Source organism: Brevibacillus antibioticus, assembly GCF_005217615.1.
Classification (GTDB): domain Bacteria; phylum Bacillota; class Bacilli; order Brevibacillales; family Brevibacillaceae; genus Brevibacillus; species Brevibacillus antibioticus.
Genome location: NZ_SZNK01000001.1, coordinates 5265898 through 5282781, shown reverse-complemented (window position 1 = coordinate 5282781; position 16884 = coordinate 5265898). Strand labels below are relative to the sequence as shown.

Here is a 16884-nt window from a genome sequence, read left to right as displayed (position 1 = left end):
TTTGTAAGAAAACCTCCGTCGACTTTTCAATCATCTCACTATTATGATTGTACTGACTATCTTATACTTTGTAAACCAAAATGTTTATTAATTTAGTTCAATCTCTCTCATCAATAGGAAAAGCCCCCGGTTCTTTTTCAAAACCGGAGGCTTATTTACACAGATATCTTATTTTACAAAGCTCAAGAGCAGCTCGCGAACGATTTTGGATGCCGCGATTTGCGTCATTTCACTGTGGTCATACACAGGAGCAACCTCCACCAGATCACAACCGATGACATTCGCACCGTTGTTTGCCATGAAGTGAATGGTATCGAGCAGCTCACGAGACGTGATGCCGCCTGCTTCTGTTGTACCTGTTCCAGGAGCGTGCGCAGGGTCCAATACATCGATGTCAATCGACAGGTAGATCGGACGGTTGCCGATAGTAGGCAGCACTTGCTTCACTGGCTCCAGTACATCGTATTTGTACAGGTGCATGTTTTCTTTTGCCCACTCAAACTCGTCCTTCATTCCGCTGCGGATTCCGAAAGAGTATACATTTTTACCGCCGATCAGGTTGCATACCTTTTTGATCGGGGTAGAGTGGGAGTATTCGTATCCCTCGTAGTTGTCACGCAGGTCTGTATGCGCGTCAAAGTGGAATACGACCATGTCCTTGTACTTTTCATAAACCGCTTGGAATACTGGCCAGGAAACCAAGTGCTCTCCGCCAAGACCCAATGGGAATTTGCCATCTGCCAATACTTTTGCCACGAATGTACGGATCGCGTCCAGACTACCTTCCACGTTTCCAAAAGGAAGTGGAATATCGCCGGCATCAAAGTATTTGATGTCTTCCAACAACCTGTCCAAGTACGGGCTGTACTCTTCCAGTCCGATAGAAACCTCACGGATACGGGCAGGGCCAAAACGAGATCCCGGACGGAAGCTCACTGTCCAGTCCATCGGCATACCGTAAATAACCGCTTGGCTTTCTTCGTAATTCCCGTGACTACGGATAAAGACATTTCCAGAGTATGCTTCGTCAAAACGCATAGGTGTAGTTCTCCCCCGATTAGTCGCGGGTCAGCTCAGCCACAAAGTTAGGCAGTTTGAAGGCAGCGTGGTGAACTTCCGCATTGTAGTATTTGGTACCCAGATCTTTGATTTTCGCTGGGTCTACTTCCAACGGATCGTGTTGCTTGGAAGCAATGGTGAAGCTCCACAGTCCGGATGGATAAGTAGGGATGCTGCAAGTGTAGAGACGAGTAACCGGGAAGATCGATTTCAGGTCTTTGAACACACGCTTGATCAGTTCACGGTTGAACCAAGGAGATTCCGTTTGAGCAACCATGATACCGTCTGGTTTCAAAGCATCGTGGATGCCTTGGTAGAAACCTTTTTCGAACAGACCTACAGCAGGTCCTACTGGCTCTGTAGAGTCTACCATGATCACATCATACTCACCTTTGTGGTCATGAATATGTTTAATACCATCGATGACTTGTACATCTACACGCGGATTACCTGTCAATGCACTCGCAATCTCAGGGAAATATTTTTTGCAAGACTCAATGACGCCACCGTCGATTTCAGCCAGAACTGCTTTTTCTACAGACGCGTGCTTTACGATTTCACGAATAGCACCGCCATCGCCGCCGCCTACAACCAGAACCTTTTTCGGGTTTGGATGGGTATTCAACGCGATATGAGAAATCATTTCATGGTAGACAAACTCATCGACATCGGTAGTCATAACCATGCCGTCGAGCACTAACATGCGACCAAACTGCTTCGTATGAATTACGTCGATTTGTTGAAACTCGGATTTCTCACTGTATAGGGTCTCTGTAATTTTCGTTGTTATCCCGTGATTTTCCGTCTGTTTTTCGGTGTACCACAATTCCATGTTCATGGCTATGTAACCTCCTTCAATTAACCGCATGAAAATACAATATAACAAGAAAATTATAGTAGCTGTCTTCCAAATTGCAAGATATTTTTCTAGTGTGGAAAGTTTAACCAGCTTGCAAGCGACACATACTACTAGTAACGTAGTATGTCCTATTTTATTGATTCAACCGCAGAAAGGAGGAGAGGCACACATGGAAGTCATTCGCGAAGCCCCATTGCTGCGCTATTTGCGTTGGGCTAAGAAATTCGTAAAATTTACCATTCTCAGCCTATTATGTTTCTCTTTTGCCATCTTGCTACTCATTTTGTATTTACGCTCACAACCACTCCCGGAAACGTTTGTGAAGCAAACTACGACGATTTACGCTTCCAATGGAGAGGTTTTGGATACCATGCACCGTGGCGAGAACCGGATTTCTGTGCCACTTGCAGAGATTTCACCCGCATTGCTTGATGCAACCATCGCGATCGAGGACCGTTCGTTCCGAGAGCATTTCGGCTTTGATTGGAAACGATTGGCCATGGCAGCATATGTCGATGTCATTAACATGGACAAGAGTCAAGGTGCCAGCACCATCACTCAACAATTGGCAAGAAATCTGTACCTCAGCTTGGACAAGACATGGGAGCGAAAAATCAAGGAAGCCCTGCTTGCGATTCAGCTTGAGCTGAATTACAGCAAGGATGAAATATTAGAAATGTACGTGAATCAGATTTATTACGGTCATTCAGCCTATGGCGTACAAGCTGCTGCCCAAACCTATTTCGGCAAGAACGCCAAAGATTTGACGGTTGCAGAGAGCGCCATGCTGGCAGGTATCCCTAAGGGTCCTTCTTATTATTCACCATTTGTCGATTTGGAACGCGCCAAAGCCAGACAAAAGCTCATTTTGAACGCTATGGAGCGCGACCATTTACTGACATCGAAGGAAGTAGAGCAAGCCTACGCGGAACCAATCAAGCTGAAACAGCCAGCAAACGGGAATGTAACTGAGCCAGCACCTTACTTCCGCGATTACATCGCTACTTTGGTAAAAAACAAATATGGCATTGACGAAGAAAAATTTATTCATGGTGGTCTAAAAATCCGCACGACCCTTGATCCAGTTGTCCAAAAAAAGGCCGAGGATATCGTCGCCTCCGTCTTACCAAAGAATAATCCCAATTTGCAGGTAGCCCTCGTCGCCATGGACCCTGCTACCGGCTATATTAAAGCGATGGTAGGTGGACGTGATTACAAGGTGAGTCAGTTCAATCGCGTGCTTGGCAAGCGCCAGCCCGGTTCCTCCTTCAAGCCAATCATGTATTTGTCTGCCTTGCAAAACGGCTATACACCGCTCACGTTGATGAAAAGCGAACCGACCGTTTTTACCTACGAGAACAAAAAACAGTACATCCCCGGCAATTTTGGTGGAAAATATCCAAACGCACTGATTAACATGCGTGAAGCAATCAAAACCTCTGACAATATTTATGCCGTCAAGACCATTGATTTTCTCGGACCGCAAAAAGTGGTTGAACAGGCAAAGCAATTAGGTATCACCAGCTCGATGCAAGCAGTTCCCTCCCTCGCACTGGGAACTTCACCCGTCTCTCCCTTGGAGTTAAACGCAGCTTATGCCGCCATCGTCAACAAGGGACAAGCAGTGAAGCCCATTGCGATCACTTCCATCGAGGACAGCGAGGGGAACATTTTGGTCGAAGAAAAAACAGAGAAAACACAGGTAGCCGACCCTGTCGCGTCTGCTCTCTTAGTGAATATGATGCAAAGTGTATTTGAACAAGGCGGTACGGGGTATCGCGTCGCTGGAGAAATGAACCGACCGGTAGCAGGGAAAACAGGGTCTACGGATTATGACGCCTGGCTGAGCGGGTTCACTCCGCAGCTAGTTTCGACCGTATGGATAGGTTACGACAAAAATCAAAAGGTCGATGATGTAAAGGAAGGCTATCTGTCCAAAAAAATCTGGGCACAGTTCATGGAAAGTGCGCTCAAAGGTCAGCCCCCTGCACTCTTTGACATGCCGGCTGGTGTTGTTTCTGTCTATATCGATCCCGCTTCTGGAAAACTGGCGACCGAGCACTGTCCGAATCCACAGCTCTTTTATTTCGCCAGCGGAACAGAGCCTCAAGATTACTGCATGGATCACATTCCGACAAATGAGACACCGACACCATTAAAGCCACCAGATTCTTCGACCTTTTGGCAGCGCATGGGCAGTTGGTGGAAACCGAATCATTAAAGAAAAAAGGACGTATCTCTCCATCGAGTACGTCCTTTTTGGTATACCTATTAACCTTGCGTGCTCTGATTGTCCCCGCCGCCCACGATTCCATCGCCATCGGCAAAAACATGGTCGTTGACGATCGTAATCAGACCGGCATGATCAAGCTGTTCCAATACTTCAAACAAGCTGTCCCTTTTTCCAGCAGGAAGCTTGCGCACAAAGTTGTTTATCTCTGTCGGAGTCACGTGTGTGCGGAAATGGACACCACCGTGCCTCACAAAATGATCATGCGATTGTTCATTACCACGGAGATCTTCTCCCAATGGGTACCGCCCCTTCCGTCAAACAGTTTGGTTCAATCCCCATTAGTGTTCCACGATATCCCAAAAACTATGATCAACGATGATAATTATATAAGACAAACAGGGAAAGAGTGACGGCTCTCTCCCTGTTTGTTGACCTAGTGTACATGTACACAGATATGGAAATAAGTTTACCTGACTTCAATTGTGTGAACAATTGATTTCACGATTTGTTCACAGACCGTTCACGATTTCCAAACTTTAGGACAAACTCTGCTTTAATTCCTCGGAGGAATTCTCATACATAGCCGCGTTATTTTCAATCAAAAGCTTTTTCAGAGCGGCTTTTTCCTTCTCGGATAGATCGGACAGCATAATACGTCTCTTCATGGAGTAATCCATGCGATTTACGTGATCCGCCAAAATTTTGTAGCCACGACGCGCTTCCCGATCGATTTCCATGTAGCACGCAGTTGCCCCTGCATAGCAAGGACCAGCTTCATTGCGATCGACGGTTACCCAAACGAGCCAATAAGGCTTTCCATTTGGTACTTCTTCTTTATTTGTCGTCCATTTGATGCCCTTTTCTACAGAACTTTTGGCATGCAAGGCACCCATGTCAATGTACGCTTCGTCCCCATCGATAATGACCGAGGACACAGCATTCAGGTCGAGCATACCTTGACCAAAACCTCCGTGTACATCGGTTTTTCCACTCATAATGGTAAAGCCGCCTTTTTTATTATCAAAAATATCCATTTGAATAACCTCCAGACAATCATTCTCCTTCCTTTTATTCTACTCGAAAGACGTGCGATGACGCAATTTGCCTATGTGCCCAGTTATTTATCGATTGGCATTTGTGTGTTTCGTTTTTTGTTTACGAGCTGGATCATTTTTTCGATGCCCCACATGATCAGGATCGTTACGACGGCTGTATGGACGGCCATGGCAACCTTCATGACTAACAGTTCACCTAGCATCGTGTCAGAGGGGACAATAAACAGGTAGTACACAAAGCTGATAAAAAGAACGCTTAGAAAGGTCAACCAGCCTCGAAAGCCAAGCGAGAAGCGAATGAAAGCAGCGATGATCAAGCCGATCAAAGGTCCGGCAAACATCAATGAGAATACGAAAGGACCGAGTATGAACCAGACAATCCAATTATCATCCATTGTCTTACACCCTTTGCTTTTGATGACTACACATCATTGGAATCCGTAGATTCTTCTACCTCAGCTAGTCCACGCTCATCAAGTACGTAACGTCTGCCTGTTTCTCTGTAACGATCCGAATCATCTGAAGAGAAGCGTTTGATCAGAAAACGCGCTGGCTCCTCTCCCTCTACAGCTACAGGCGGCTGGAATTCCAGGTCTTCACCATCTCGAACATGGATAACAACGATGCGATCGTGATATTCAATAGACAGGTCTTCCCGTACTTCTTTTTTATTGGCGTCGAGTGTAAAGATCTGACCGGATTTGTGTATTGTCACTTCAGGAAAGCTTTTGTCATCTTGTGCAACGATGTAATACAGGTAGTCAGAATTTTGATCTGGAGCATTGCGCAACCCTGATTGTAATTCCTCATCTCCCTGTAGCAATCGCGTTACTTGGTCGATGACTTCTGGTATGGTCGGCAGCTTGGCGTGTTCACCTTTTACGTAGTATCGTTTTTTCATATCCTCCTGGGCGTAATTGGCACTCATATACGGAACGGTACCGTCCCCAACGCCAGGATCGAGAATCGGGGACCATTCGTTATAAAAAGAGTCATAAAAGTAACCGAGCAGTGTTACTTGACCTGTGCCCACGATGGAATACTGTGGAACATTGACCGTTTTGTTATCCCACTTTTCATGCATCTTGCCGCCATGTCTGACGAGCGGCGCATAGTCGAGGCGAATATTTTTGTCCTTTAAAAATTCATCATAGGTGTAATACTGAATGTTACTCCTTTTCAGGAAGCCAACCGTTTCAAAATATTTTTTGGAGGGTAACAGCTCGTAGACGGCAGGAGCATAAGAGGAAATCACTTTCCCTGTTTCCTCCTCCAGCCAAGGGATCGAAAAATTGTAACCGTGCTTAAGAGCCTGATAGGCCCGTGGAGAGCCAAGGAAGGGTGTGCCCATGTACACGACACGATTCACTTTGCGCTGGTAAGATACATTGGATAGAAGTGTTTCTTTTACCAAGAGCCCACCCATGCTATGTGCCACCAAATGCACCTGATTTGCCCCACTTGCCTTCAGTGCAGCGTCGATTTCCTCTTTTAGAAGTTTGGCATTTTTGGTGCTGCTGTATCGCCAATCATACGGCAGTGCAAATAAGGTGCGGTGCTTTTTGTAACCCACCTTCTCCAGTTCCTTTACCATGCTGTAATACTGTTCGGTAAGTTCTTTTAAAAACGGTGCATAGGAAAGATATTCGATGGCGTAAAAATCATCTTTTTCCGGGTGGATCGTCGCATCACGGACGACTGGCTGTACATCTACACTATTTGGTTTGATCGGCTCCAGAGAGAGTAGCCTGCGGTGTTTAGGATCATTAATACCAATGAGACTGTCGCCAAGTCCCAACCATATTTCTGATCTCTTTCCATTCTGCTCCACTTCGAGTCGTGATCCACCCACTCCCGGGATTAAGATAACCGGGATCGTTCTGTCTCCTATATAAAGACTGTACGAGTTAGCGGTGAATCCCGAGTGTTTGCTCGCCATGACCTTGACTTTGTAGGTTCCAGGATAGGCATTGAAGATGATATGTTCATCCGAATTCTTCGCTTTCTCGGATCTAGCGACGACTTTTCCAGCCTCGTCGAGCAGATATACGTCCATATCCATTTCAGTAGGGATATCCTTGAGGGAGACCTCCACAGTAGAGGAGAGCTTAACAGGTAAGCTGTAAAAATCTACATCCGTCTTTGAATGAAGATTTCCTACGATATTTCGGTTATACGCATTTAGTGCGTAAGCCTCTTCCATTGTGTCATTTGGCTCGTATCCATCCGCCTTGCCCCCTCCTTGATCCGCGGAAAAATCAGCTCGCAAGCGGTAGTAGTAATCTTTTGAAAACGAGCCCTGCTTTCCAACGACCTTGATGTAGTACCATTTGTCTTTTTCCACTGCCAGCCCCTCGATTAGCTCAGGCTCATTTCCACGCTGATCTGAACGGGCCAGCTCCCGCTCCCCCTCATCATACACATACAAATCGTAGTCTTCGTTTGCCCGAATATCTGTGAGAGATATATTCATCTGTCCATTTTTTGTTCCTTTGATTTTCCAAAAATCCACATCATCTTTGCTACTAATCTTTCCGTGGCTGTCCTTTCCATCAAATAGCCAGTCCGATTTGCTTCCCAAGGTATCATTCGGTTCTACCTCAAAGCGAGCTCCTCTATTGCGCAGTTCCGCTTCTCCTGGCTTATTCTCGCCTGAAAAATGTGCATAAAATTCCTCTGCCATCCGCGAAAGCTCTTCATCGGTGGCATCCTGCTCCTGTTTTTGTTCTGCCTCTTCTGGTGGAGCTTCGTTTTGGTCTCTGATCTCTCGTTCGACCAACTCTAGCGGCTCTTCCTGATCGGCAGCCATTTCGTCCCAAGGTGCCTTTTTGATTTGTATTTTTCCTACTGTTGGCTCTAGGTGTTCAGGCAACGATAGCTCCCAGCTACGTAACGGCTCTTTTGAATCATCTATAAACATCGTTATCTCGATAGGACTATGATCCCTAGGCATTACGGCGAGGGAAATCTGCGATTCCTCGTGAAACGAACGAGTTTTGCTGTCGCGGTCTTGGTTGAAAGACAACTCGACTTTACCCGGAGTACCCGATAATCGTGCCTGAAAACGCACCTCTCCCTCGTCAATCCATGCCCACGCCTCCTCTACAAATACCTCCCGTTCTTTTGCCCAGCCCTGTTCCACTGTATTTCCCAAGCATAAAGCGAATAGGAGAAGTACACATAGCAAGCGCCGCGTGATTAATCCCACAAAAATCCCCCTCATCCTTTTTCTAGCTTTACAGTAGAAAAAGACAGTGAGGGGGTGCAAATATTTTTACTGAGTCGTATGGTTGCGGATTCCTTGTCGTTCCCATGCATTTGCAATGATACGGAAGGGTAGTTGGTAGTCTTTTAGTTCGTGCCCTTGCCCGGAGGCTTTATTTTGATAGGGGAAGCCCTTGTTCACGTCAAAACGAAAGGAAACGGCGTAATAGACTGCGTAGCTCGCATCCTTTTGGAAGCCATGCTGTTTATCCCCCATCAACGGCGTATCTACTCCCACTTCACGAGCTCCTAGCTTGGAAGCGGAATAGGAGGGGCCTCTCCAGAGCTGAGGGGTCGCTTGTTGCAAGGCTAACAACGACTGTAACGGCGTTTGGCGCAAGCCAGTTTCTGAAATCCACGCCCGCGCAGATGTCACGACAGGAAACTGGTTGCTAACAGGATGACGGTGTCGATCCTGCAACTCCACTTGTGTTAAGATGCGCTCCCCCGCGTAGTAATCGTTTGGCTGACTGTTTGGATAGCGATCTCTGGCATGATACGCTGCCCATTCGTCTGTATGGCGAACCGAGCCTGTTGCATTAGGCTCAAATACTTCAAAGGAGCGCTCTCCCCCTTTTACCGTAATGGTATAGCGTCCTGCCATCGTTTTCGATATGTTCTGTGGTGCACACACCTCTTCATCTTTGGCGTTCCTGGCACAGCTCTCGTAGGACAGTTCAAAATCGACCTGATAATCCATCACGATGACAAAGCCGTTGATTTCGGCCTTGTACTTTTGCGATTGGAGCACTTGGCGCCAAGTCGTCTGCGTGGGGACAGTGGTTCCTGTGTACACGACCTCTGTACCTGTAGATGCACTGCTTACCTGCCATTGCATCGGCGCTCCGGGGCCTGTCAGCTTCAGATCAAGCTGTGGCGGCGTATAGACAGCCATACGCTTGGCATCCGAAATCCACCCCGGATTCGCAGTGACAGTTACGTTTTTGATAGTGTCCCCGCTGACTGAGCTCTCCAATTGTGCTTTATATTCCGATATCTTCTGATTGAGCTCCTGTTCTGTTTTTTGGAAGCCTTCGTTTATTTTCGTCTGATCAATGACCACGCGAATCGTAGCAGGCTCACGTTCCCACACGCCATCTACATGTAGCGGCAGTTTTTGTAGCTGTCGACCATCACTGTCATAAATCTCTAAACCAATTTCACCGCCATCAAAATCACCACCACCACCAGGCAGCTCCGGAACTTCTCCACCAACAAGCTTCACTGGCCAAGCCGCACGATTGTCCGTCCAGATTGTTTCATTTTCCGGCATGGACTTCGCAGGGTTGATATGGGCGATAAAGTCCTCGGATTTTTGGGGATACTTCGTCGGAACCTTGATCTTACGCACCTCACCCGGCTTGAATTCATTTACGTCCAAGCGAGTTTCCTTTTCTGAACTAGCCCAGCGAACAGCCAATTTCGTATCATGCGTTAATTTCCCGGCATTCTTCACGTTGAATGTAATCGTCGCATCGGTACCTGCGGCTTGAGGGCTCTTCGGATCAATTTGAAAGCTCGATTTCACAATGAGTAAATTCTCTCCATCCGGTTTTGGAACGCCTTTGCCGATTTGCACAAAAAAATGACCGTCGCAGCCATCACTCTGGGTTGAATAAAATTGCACCTTGTACAGTCCTTCTAAAAGAAGACCATTTTCATCCCTCGAGAAATACACCCAGTGGCTATTTGTGGAGGTGTTTGAGCGATCGAGTGCCTCTCCGTTTCGCTTTCTTTCCCAGGAGCCTGACGCAGGATCGAACCATCTCATCGAGAAGTGACTATCATCCGACAAAAACATCCGAAACCGATACTTGTCTGGAATCTCATCTGCTGCAATTTCAATAGTTTCACCACGTTGAATATCCTTGCTCCACTTTTGGTTGTTTCGATCAATTTCTACTGACGCTAGAATATCCCAGCATTTTTGGTCAGATTCAATGGTGAATCGCACCTCACCCGTACAGCTCGTCTCGGACTCGAACAGCAGTACGATTTCGTCGCCAACATCTACGCTCGCTGGTAACATGAGCCTGAATAGCTCGTCCGCCGCAAGCTTGTCGGTTAACGCTGTTTTTCCTTCAGGGGTCTGCCAATACCAAGTACCAGATACCTTTGAGGAAAACGATAGATTGGTATCGTATTGATCTCCAACCTGCGTAAAGTACTTGATGTATACAGGGTCTTTCAATGTAAAACCTGAGCTGACCGATCCATTCATGCTTTCCCCTTCAGGAGAAAATGGCAGAGGTGGTTCGCTATGCACCAAAAACGCTACATTTTTTTGATCAGCGATTGAGCAGGATGCATCTTTGACAACGATCGTTATTTCCCAATTGCATTCAGGCCTCTCCCCCCATTTTGTCCCACCAAAGTTTAGCTTCAGTTTGTACGTTTTTCCTCGCTCGAATGGAAAATAGTACGGGTTATGAACATCTCCAAACGGAAGCTTTAAACTGGAGGAGTCATAGTATCCCCATCTGCCATTGTCATTTTCCCTGACTGGCAAGGTATAGATTTTTCCGTTTGGAAGTGTTACATCCCACTTGAGCGATGCCTCCGAGCTATCTCCGTATTTGGTTGTGTATTTGGCTCGAAACGTAAGCGTATCGAACGGCATAATCTCAATGGTTTGACCGTTTCTGACTGAAGCAGCCGACAGCGTAACGATGGGGCATGAGTCTTCGCCGTCTGGCGACTCCACTCTCAAATATTTCTCCCAGCACTCTGTTCCATCATCACTGACATAGGCGACTTTTACCCGTCCAGAGCTCCCCATGCTTCCTGTCCCGACTTTCCTGTTGCCATTCGCTCCAGCCTTCATGTCATAACCATTCATCGTGAATTTACCCGGTTTATTGGCAAAGAGGGTGATATCGGCATTTTTTTCGACAGCGATATCTGAGCCGCCGCTTGCAACAGCATTGTGGTCTTTAATATCCTTGTCGCCCTCGACTTGAATGTTTAGCCTGGTTTTTGTCGATCCGATGGAGCATGCTGGTCCTGGGTCAGGCTTTTCTGGATCGGGTTTTTCCGGCGGGGTTACATCGCCTACCGTGAATTGTGCTGTGTATGGTGTGGAAACGCTTATGCTGCTTGATCCTTGGCGGCTTCTTTGATGCAGGTCAGTGATGGTTAGCGATACTTCATACACGCCTGGCTCGGTCGGCTTATACTCGCTATTTTTATGGGTCCACTTGTAGCCTGGGGGACTGCTTGTCTCATTTACCGTGTGAATAGCCGTGCTTGGATCGCTGAATTTTTGATTAGACAGAAGGCTTTTGTATCCACGTCCTGTTGTCTTGTTGATTACATTTAAAGACCATACAAAAATGCCGCGGTCATAGTAAGAAAAGTCCGTGGCATTTGCATGGATCTCAACTGTTTCGTTGAGGTTGTATTTGGTTTTGTTGGTGGTTATGCTGCCGCTAGGTTGTGGGGTGGTTCGGAAGTGGCCTACTGAGATGTATCCGCCTTTGCCGTTTGGGACGAGGTTGTCTCCTTTGGTGAAGCCTGCGCCGCCTGAGGCGGAGGCTAGTTCTGCGAGGTTGTAGGCTTGGTATAGTGGACTACTATGATTAGTTAGATTAGCAACTTCTTTACTGTACACATTAGCAGAACCACCGAGAATATAGTTGGGGTTTCCTCCAAAACGATTGATCCAATAAGAAGTCTCCTCGCCATCTACGAAGTACCATCCCTTATCTGCTTTTTCATCTACATCAGCAAATAATAATGCTGATCGTCCATCAATACTTCTATCAATCTCGATTTGCGCTATTGTAGCCCCTAGGGTTGCATGTATCGTCTCGATAGACATTAAATGAAATCCGTTTTTGGGCGAAAGTAGCTTGTAGGAATCAATACTCGCGACTTTGATTCCATGTAAATTCAGTGCAGCTTCAGTAATTTGTGGATGTATACCAATCAATCCTAACAAAAGGCAGAAAGAAAGCACAGAATACAGAACTGTTCTGTGCTTATACAAATTATTGTTCATATTAGTACCTCAGCTATCGATAGAATCTTTTTGTGCGATTTTCACGATCAAACTTTGGGAGTTTGGGATACCAATAGCCCCCTGCCATACCAGAGTCTTTTGAGTTGATTACTTCGAAGGAAAGGGACTTCACTGTATTGACAGGAACTGAGAACGATTCATTATTTATAAAACCATTTATTCCATCATCGTTAGTGATAAACATTGCTCTAATCAAAAAGTTTCCGTCTCCCTTAGGGACTTTTCCTGTAATCTTCCCATTTGCTACTTTCAAACTGTTATGAAATTCTTCTGCATATTTTCTACCTTGCTCAAGCTGCCATTTATCCTGCCACATAAATTGTAAAATTTCAGCAGCATCACTTCGACACACCGGCAAATCCTCGCGGAACTTTGGTTGTCCACTATGTGCTGGCTTCATCCATCCCCAAGTAACCAACGCACCAGTATTAGTTAGATTTGGGCTTTTTTCACCTCGATATGGCTTCCACGTATTAAAAACAAGCAATGCTGTTTCTTCTTTCGTCAGTAAACGGTTTGGATCAATTTTCACAGTATCTAAAATCCCCGCCTTCTGCGCCTTCTCATAGCTCACCTTCGCCCAGTGCCCTTCTGGGAGCTGCGGAACGGATTCTACCTCCTTCAATCCCCGAATGGCTACTAAACTCGCGATAAACTGCCCCTGCGTGATTTGATTATTCGGATAAAAGTTCCCCTTGCTATCCAGCCATAAGTATTTCTTCTGTACGCCGAAATCAATGGCTGCCTTTGCTGTATGTGAAGTGTAATCTTTCGCTGGCACGGCAGCTTGTACGGTCGGACTGTCAGCAACTCCAGTAATCCCTGCCATTGCAAGGATAGATGCTAGTAGGTACGACATCATTGCACGTTTGTTCATGGAACGCCCCCCTCTTTACCGGATATTTTACCTGTATTATCCATTTTTAGAAAGAGTCTGATTAAGGTTCCTTTGCAAAAAGCTTCGCAACGTATGCTCGGGTACCGCTCCTTCCAGTTTGTCGACCACCTTATCTTGTTCGACGACAAAAACAGTGGGGGTTGCCTCTGCACCGAGGCGCGATGCTTCATCCAGCTCTTTCTGCTTATGGATATCCAGTCGTTGGATCATTTCCGATGGATACTCCTTCACAACTCTCTCGAATGTCGGGCCGAACTCCGTACAATATCCGCAGCTATCACTATAGACGTACACTACTCTTACATCCTGTGCACTGGCTGTACCCCACGCACTTATCCCGACGGCAAGCATAACAATACCGAGCGCGGTCCACAGCCACCATTGCTTGCTTCTACTCACGTCCATCTCCCTTTCACTAATCAAAATGTTTCTATACCTATGCACTTGTCAAAGAACGATGCCCGTATTATGCAGCTCCGAACTGAGACAAAAAAAGCCAGCCCCATTGGACTGGCTGACATGTATAAAAAAAAGACGTACCACAACTCTTGCAAGTTCGTACGCCGTGCTTGTCCTCGTATGGTGTTCCCTATTACATAAGTGCAGTGCCGCCGTCTTCCTTCATCAGCGCACGCAGTTCTTCAATAAACGTCTGCCCTTTTTGAATCTCTTCCTCCGTGTAGCGCTGCTTGCTCTTAAACGTAAAGATTTTGCCCTTCATTTCCTCATAAGGCAGGTGGCTGAAATACAGAATCGTAGAAACCAGCTCGAGAAAACGGGAATTTTCCTCGTTCATACGCAAAATTGCACGTTCTCCACTACCGAAGTCAACCTCATGAAACTTGAGAAAATCATGACCGGTTTCGTTCAAAGAGTAACGATACATATGAATGGCACCTTTACTCTCCATTTGCTCATCCAGAAGCCCCATGTTGCACAGCTCATCTACTCTGAGCGTCAGTTCTTCTGAATATGGGCCGTACATGTGAAACTCGTAGCGCTCATCGAAATCCATCTCCAGATGTTTTCCTATGTACACCATCTTTTGCAATTTTTTTCGCCCGCTCACTTCGCCGACAATCTCAATCAGGCGTATGATCTTGGCGTGACGATTAAGCATCCTCCATCACTCCCAGACGTTCTCGAATCTTACGGGAGAGATCCCCCGGCAAAGCCATGACTTTATCCAATGGAAAGTACAGCTTGTAATCAAATCGCCGCTTTCCGCTAATGGCCTGTACAATTTCTGACTTCTGTGACAGCTCGACCAATTCGCCTGAAGGCATTTGGAGCATAATCGGAATGCGCTCCTCTTCTTCTCCGGCACGGTAAAAATCATACGGAAGATCGGAGGTCGTGTCTACCTCCAAATAATACATCGGATCAATTCCGGCAGATTGAAATAGTTCTTTCAACTCAGACAGCAAGCGAAAATCCCTCGGATTATATTCGACGTATTTAAAGAGATTCCTGTCCAAAAAACGGGCGCACAAATCTTTCAACACAGGGTCTTGCTCTCTGCGCCAGAGCTGCATATAGAAAAGAATAATGGACTCATCAAGCGCCAAATAGTCAGCGAGCTCTACCTTTTCCTGCAAGAAAGGCAGCAGCATAACAGGCTCCTGCATGAACGGATAGCCTTGGGAGAACAAGAGCTTCGCCCGTTGAAAAATTTTGCACAAGATGACTTCGGCACTTCGCGTCACGGGATGGAAATAGACCTGCCAGTACATTTGATAGCGAGACATGATGTAGTCTTCGACAGCATGCATCCCGCTGAATTTAAAGACAATGCCATCCTCCTGCGGCCGCATGACACGCAAGATTCGCTCAATCTCGAAATTGCCGTAATTGACGCCCGTATAGTAGGCATCACGCAGCAAGTAATCCATCCGATCGGCATCGAGCTGGCTGGAGATGAGACTTACGATCAGTTTATTGTCATATGTCTTATTAATCACTTCTGCCAATTTCTTCGGGAAGCTATCATCAAACCGACGAAGAATTCGGTTGATTTGCGTATCTCCAAGCAAAATGGCGCGCGTCCAATCCTCGTGGTGATACTTGAACACCTTTTCAAACGAATGGGAAAACGGACCGTGGCCCACATCGTGGAGCAAAGCCGCACATAGACACAGCAGCTTTTCCTCGTACGTCAACTGAATACGGCCTTCGAACGTCTCCAAAATTCTGCGCATCAGTTCATACACGCCAAGCGAGTGGTTAAAGCGGCTATGCTCTCCACCGTGAAACGTAAAAAAGCTGGTGCCCAGTTGCCTGACTCTGCGCAAACGTTGGAATTCTGCCGAGTTGATCAAATCCCAAATGAATTGGTCCCGCACGTGGACGTAGCGGTGAACAGGGTCTTTGAATACCTTTTCTTCATGAAGAAGCTGGGGCTGTTGCATCCTGGACACTCCCTTCCTGTACTGCTTTCTATCTATTACTGACAGTAAATGTTGACACTATCATATCATACGTCCGATACCATTTCTCGCTGAATCAAACTCTTACAAAAATCTGAAGAATGCCATTTCCATCTAGACCAGGGAAAAGACATGTAGGAATATATAGAAAAAAATGGTTCGGATGAGAGGTTTTCGCAGATGTGGACAAATACATTTCGATACATAGCCAAAAACCCACTTTTACTCGCTTTATTGATGATTCTGCTCTTTCTGCCCCTGTTCGCCTCCTGGGGACAATTTCTCTCCTCAGGCTTTTTGCGGGAAACGGTTTCCGTATCTCTACTATTTTGGCCGAAGACTGATTGGAAGGTCGCTGTCCCGCTTCCTGGCTGGCTCATTTTTGGTGTTATTTCGTTGATTTACACACTCGGCATTTTATGGCTTGTACGAAAGAAAAAATTGGGACAAGCATTTCTGTTCATCCTTGTCGGTCTCTTATTAGCAAAAGCGGCTGGAGCTGCCTTTCAGGCGATTAGCGGATGGTCTACCACGCAGCCAATCGGTGCACAGTCACTCGCTGGCAAAGCAAATCTGCTTGTGTTTGCCACCTGGCATAATCCTTTGTGGGAGGAGCTCGTCTTTCGTGGCATCCCGTTTCTCTTGCTAACACTCATCTATCGAGGGAACACAGACCTACCCTCTGGTGCAAGATGGATGTATCTACTCATTCCTTCCATGATTTTCGCCTACTATCACGTACCTGGGCATGGTCCAGGAGCTCTTTTTGAATCGTTTCTCATTGGTGTTTTGTGGGCATGGGCAGCACTTCGCTGGGGATTGCTCTCTCCGATTATCCTGCACATTTATGCAGACGCGATGATTATCCCTTCTCTCCCCAAAATGAAAAACATGCCTCTGGAGGAGATTCCTTGGCTGGTCAACCACAGCATGCTACTACAGTCGATCTGGGCTTTATGTGTACTCCTTTTTCTCATACTGGTTCTTGCTCTTTTGATAATCGGCTGGCGAAAAGCAAGAAAAACTTACTAAAACAACAGCGACAAACTCCCGAACGAAATGAATCGGA

General features: G+C 46.5%; 13 protein-coding genes. 2 read left to right on the top strand and 11 right to left on the bottom strand.

Annotated features, from left to right (window positions below):
- Positions 1-168: 168 nt before the first annotated feature.
- Positions 169-1038, bottom strand: a complete 870-nt coding sequence (speB, locus tag E8L90_RS25550; protein WP_017252411.1) for an agmatinase — start codon at positions 1036-1038, stop codon at positions 169-171.
- A 19-nt stretch (positions 1039-1057) separates the two neighbouring features.
- On the bottom strand, positions 1058-1891 hold the full coding sequence (speE, locus tag E8L90_RS25545) for a polyamine aminopropyltransferase (RefSeq protein ID WP_026134007.1): 834 nt from the start codon (positions 1889-1891) through the stop codon (positions 1058-1060).
- Positions 1892-2087: 196 nt separating this feature from the next.
- On the opposite strand from speE, the gene E8L90_RS25540 reads away from it, so the two are divergent.
- Positions 2088-4139 (top strand): transglycosylase domain-containing protein, encoded by a 2052-nt coding sequence (locus E8L90_RS25540; RefSeq protein ID WP_137031899.1) that lies wholly within the window; start codon positions 2088-2090, stop codon positions 4137-4139.
- A gap of 50 nt (positions 4140-4189) precedes the next feature.
- On the opposite strand, the gene E8L90_RS25535 is transcribed toward E8L90_RS25540, so the two are convergent.
- The 9 genes from E8L90_RS25535 to E8L90_RS25495 all read right to left on the bottom strand — a co-directional run bounded on the left by E8L90_RS25535 (position 4190) and on the right by E8L90_RS25495 (position 15797).
- Positions 4190-4447, bottom strand: a complete 258-nt coding sequence (locus tag E8L90_RS25535) for a hypothetical protein (RefSeq protein ID WP_137031898.1) — start codon at positions 4445-4447, stop codon at positions 4190-4192.
- A 240-nt stretch (positions 4448-4687) separates the two neighbouring features.
- On the bottom strand, positions 4688-5185 hold the full coding sequence (locus E8L90_RS25530; protein ID WP_137031897.1) for a YwhD family protein: 498 nt from the start codon (positions 5183-5185) through the stop codon (positions 4688-4690).
- 83 nt (positions 5186-5268) lie between these two features.
- Positions 5269-5601 carry a hypothetical protein gene (locus E8L90_RS25525; RefSeq protein ID WP_137031896.1) on the bottom strand — a complete coding sequence of 111 codons (333 nt, stop codon included), beginning with the start codon at positions 5599-5601 and terminating at the stop codon, positions 5269-5271.
- Between the two features lie 26 nt (positions 5602-5627).
- Complete coding sequence (locus tag E8L90_RS25520; RefSeq protein ID WP_137031895.1) at positions 5628-8414, bottom strand: lipase/acyltransferase domain-containing protein; 2787 nt, start codon at positions 8412-8414, stop codon at positions 5628-5630.
- A gap of 66 nt (positions 8415-8480) precedes the next feature.
- On the bottom strand, positions 8481-12470 hold the full coding sequence (locus E8L90_RS25515; protein ID WP_137031894.1) for an ABC transporter permease: 3990 nt from the start codon (positions 12468-12470) through the stop codon (positions 8481-8483).
- A gap of 13 nt (positions 12471-12483) precedes the next feature.
- Positions 12484-13368 (bottom strand): S-layer homology domain-containing protein, encoded by an 885-nt coding sequence (locus tag E8L90_RS25510; protein WP_137031893.1) that lies wholly within the window; start codon positions 13366-13368, stop codon positions 12484-12486.
- 36 nt (positions 13369-13404) lie between these two features.
- A complete protein-coding gene (locus E8L90_RS25505; protein WP_137031892.1) occupies positions 13405-13794 on the bottom strand; it encodes a thioredoxin family protein in 390 nt (129 codons plus the stop codon).
- Positions 13795-13981: 187 nt separating this feature from the next.
- A complete protein-coding gene (locus E8L90_RS25500) occupies positions 13982-14509 on the bottom strand; it encodes a YwgA family protein (RefSeq protein WP_137031891.1) in 528 nt (175 codons plus the stop codon).
- A complete protein-coding gene (locus tag E8L90_RS25495; RefSeq protein ID WP_137031890.1) occupies positions 14502-15797 on the bottom strand; it encodes an HD domain-containing protein in 1296 nt (431 codons plus the stop codon). The genes E8L90_RS25500 and E8L90_RS25495 overlap by 8 nt, the downstream gene beginning before the upstream one ends.
- A 198-nt stretch (positions 15798-15995) precedes the next feature.
- Here E8L90_RS25495 and E8L90_RS25490 point away from each other — a divergent pair, with 198 nt between their 5' ends.
- Positions 15996-16847 carry a CPBP family intramembrane glutamic endopeptidase gene (locus E8L90_RS25490; RefSeq protein WP_137031889.1) on the top strand — a complete coding sequence of 284 codons (852 nt, stop codon included), beginning with the start codon at positions 15996-15998 and terminating at the stop codon, positions 16845-16847.
- The last annotated feature ends 37 nt before the right edge of the window (positions 16848-16884 follow it).

Bases quoted from the DNA above. Each gene is read 5' to 3' on its own strand.
- speB (WP_017252411.1), bottom strand. From the start codon at position 1,038: ATGCGTTTTGACGAAGCATACTCTGGAAATGTCTTTATCCGTAGTCAC.
- speE (WP_026134007.1), bottom strand. From the start codon at position 1,891: ATGGAATTGTGGTACACCGAAAAACAGACGGAAAATCACGGGATAACA.
- E8L90_RS25540 (WP_137031899.1), top strand. From the start codon at position 2,088: ATGGAAGTCATTCGCGAAGCCCCATTGCTGCGCTATTTGCGTTGGGCT.
- E8L90_RS25530 (WP_137031897.1), bottom strand. From the start codon at position 5,185: ATGGATATTTTTGATAATAAAAAAGGCGGCTTTACCATTATGAGTGGA.
- E8L90_RS25525 (WP_137031896.1), bottom strand. From the start codon at position 5,601: ATGGATGATAATTGGATTGTCTGGTTCATACTCGGTCCTTTCGTATTC.
- E8L90_RS25515 (WP_137031894.1), bottom strand. From the start codon at position 12,470: ATGAACAATAATTTGTATAAGCACAGAACAGTTCTGTATTCTGTGCTT.
- E8L90_RS25510 (WP_137031893.1), bottom strand. From the start codon at position 13,368: ATGAACAAACGTGCAATGATGTCGTACCTACTAGCATCTATCCTTGCA.
- E8L90_RS25505 (WP_137031892.1), bottom strand. From the start codon at position 13,794: ATGGACGTGAGTAGAAGCAAGCAATGGTGGCTGTGGACCGCGCTCGGT.
- E8L90_RS25500 (WP_137031891.1), bottom strand. From the start codon at position 14,509: ATGCTTAATCGTCACGCCAAGATCATACGCCTGATTGAGATTGTCGGC.
- E8L90_RS25495 (WP_137031890.1), bottom strand. From the start codon at position 15,797: ATGCAACAGCCCCAGCTTCTTCATGAAGAAAAGGTATTCAAAGACCCT.
- E8L90_RS25490 (WP_137031889.1), top strand. From the start codon at position 15,996: ATGTGGACAAATACATTTCGATACATAGCCAAAAACCCACTTTTACTC.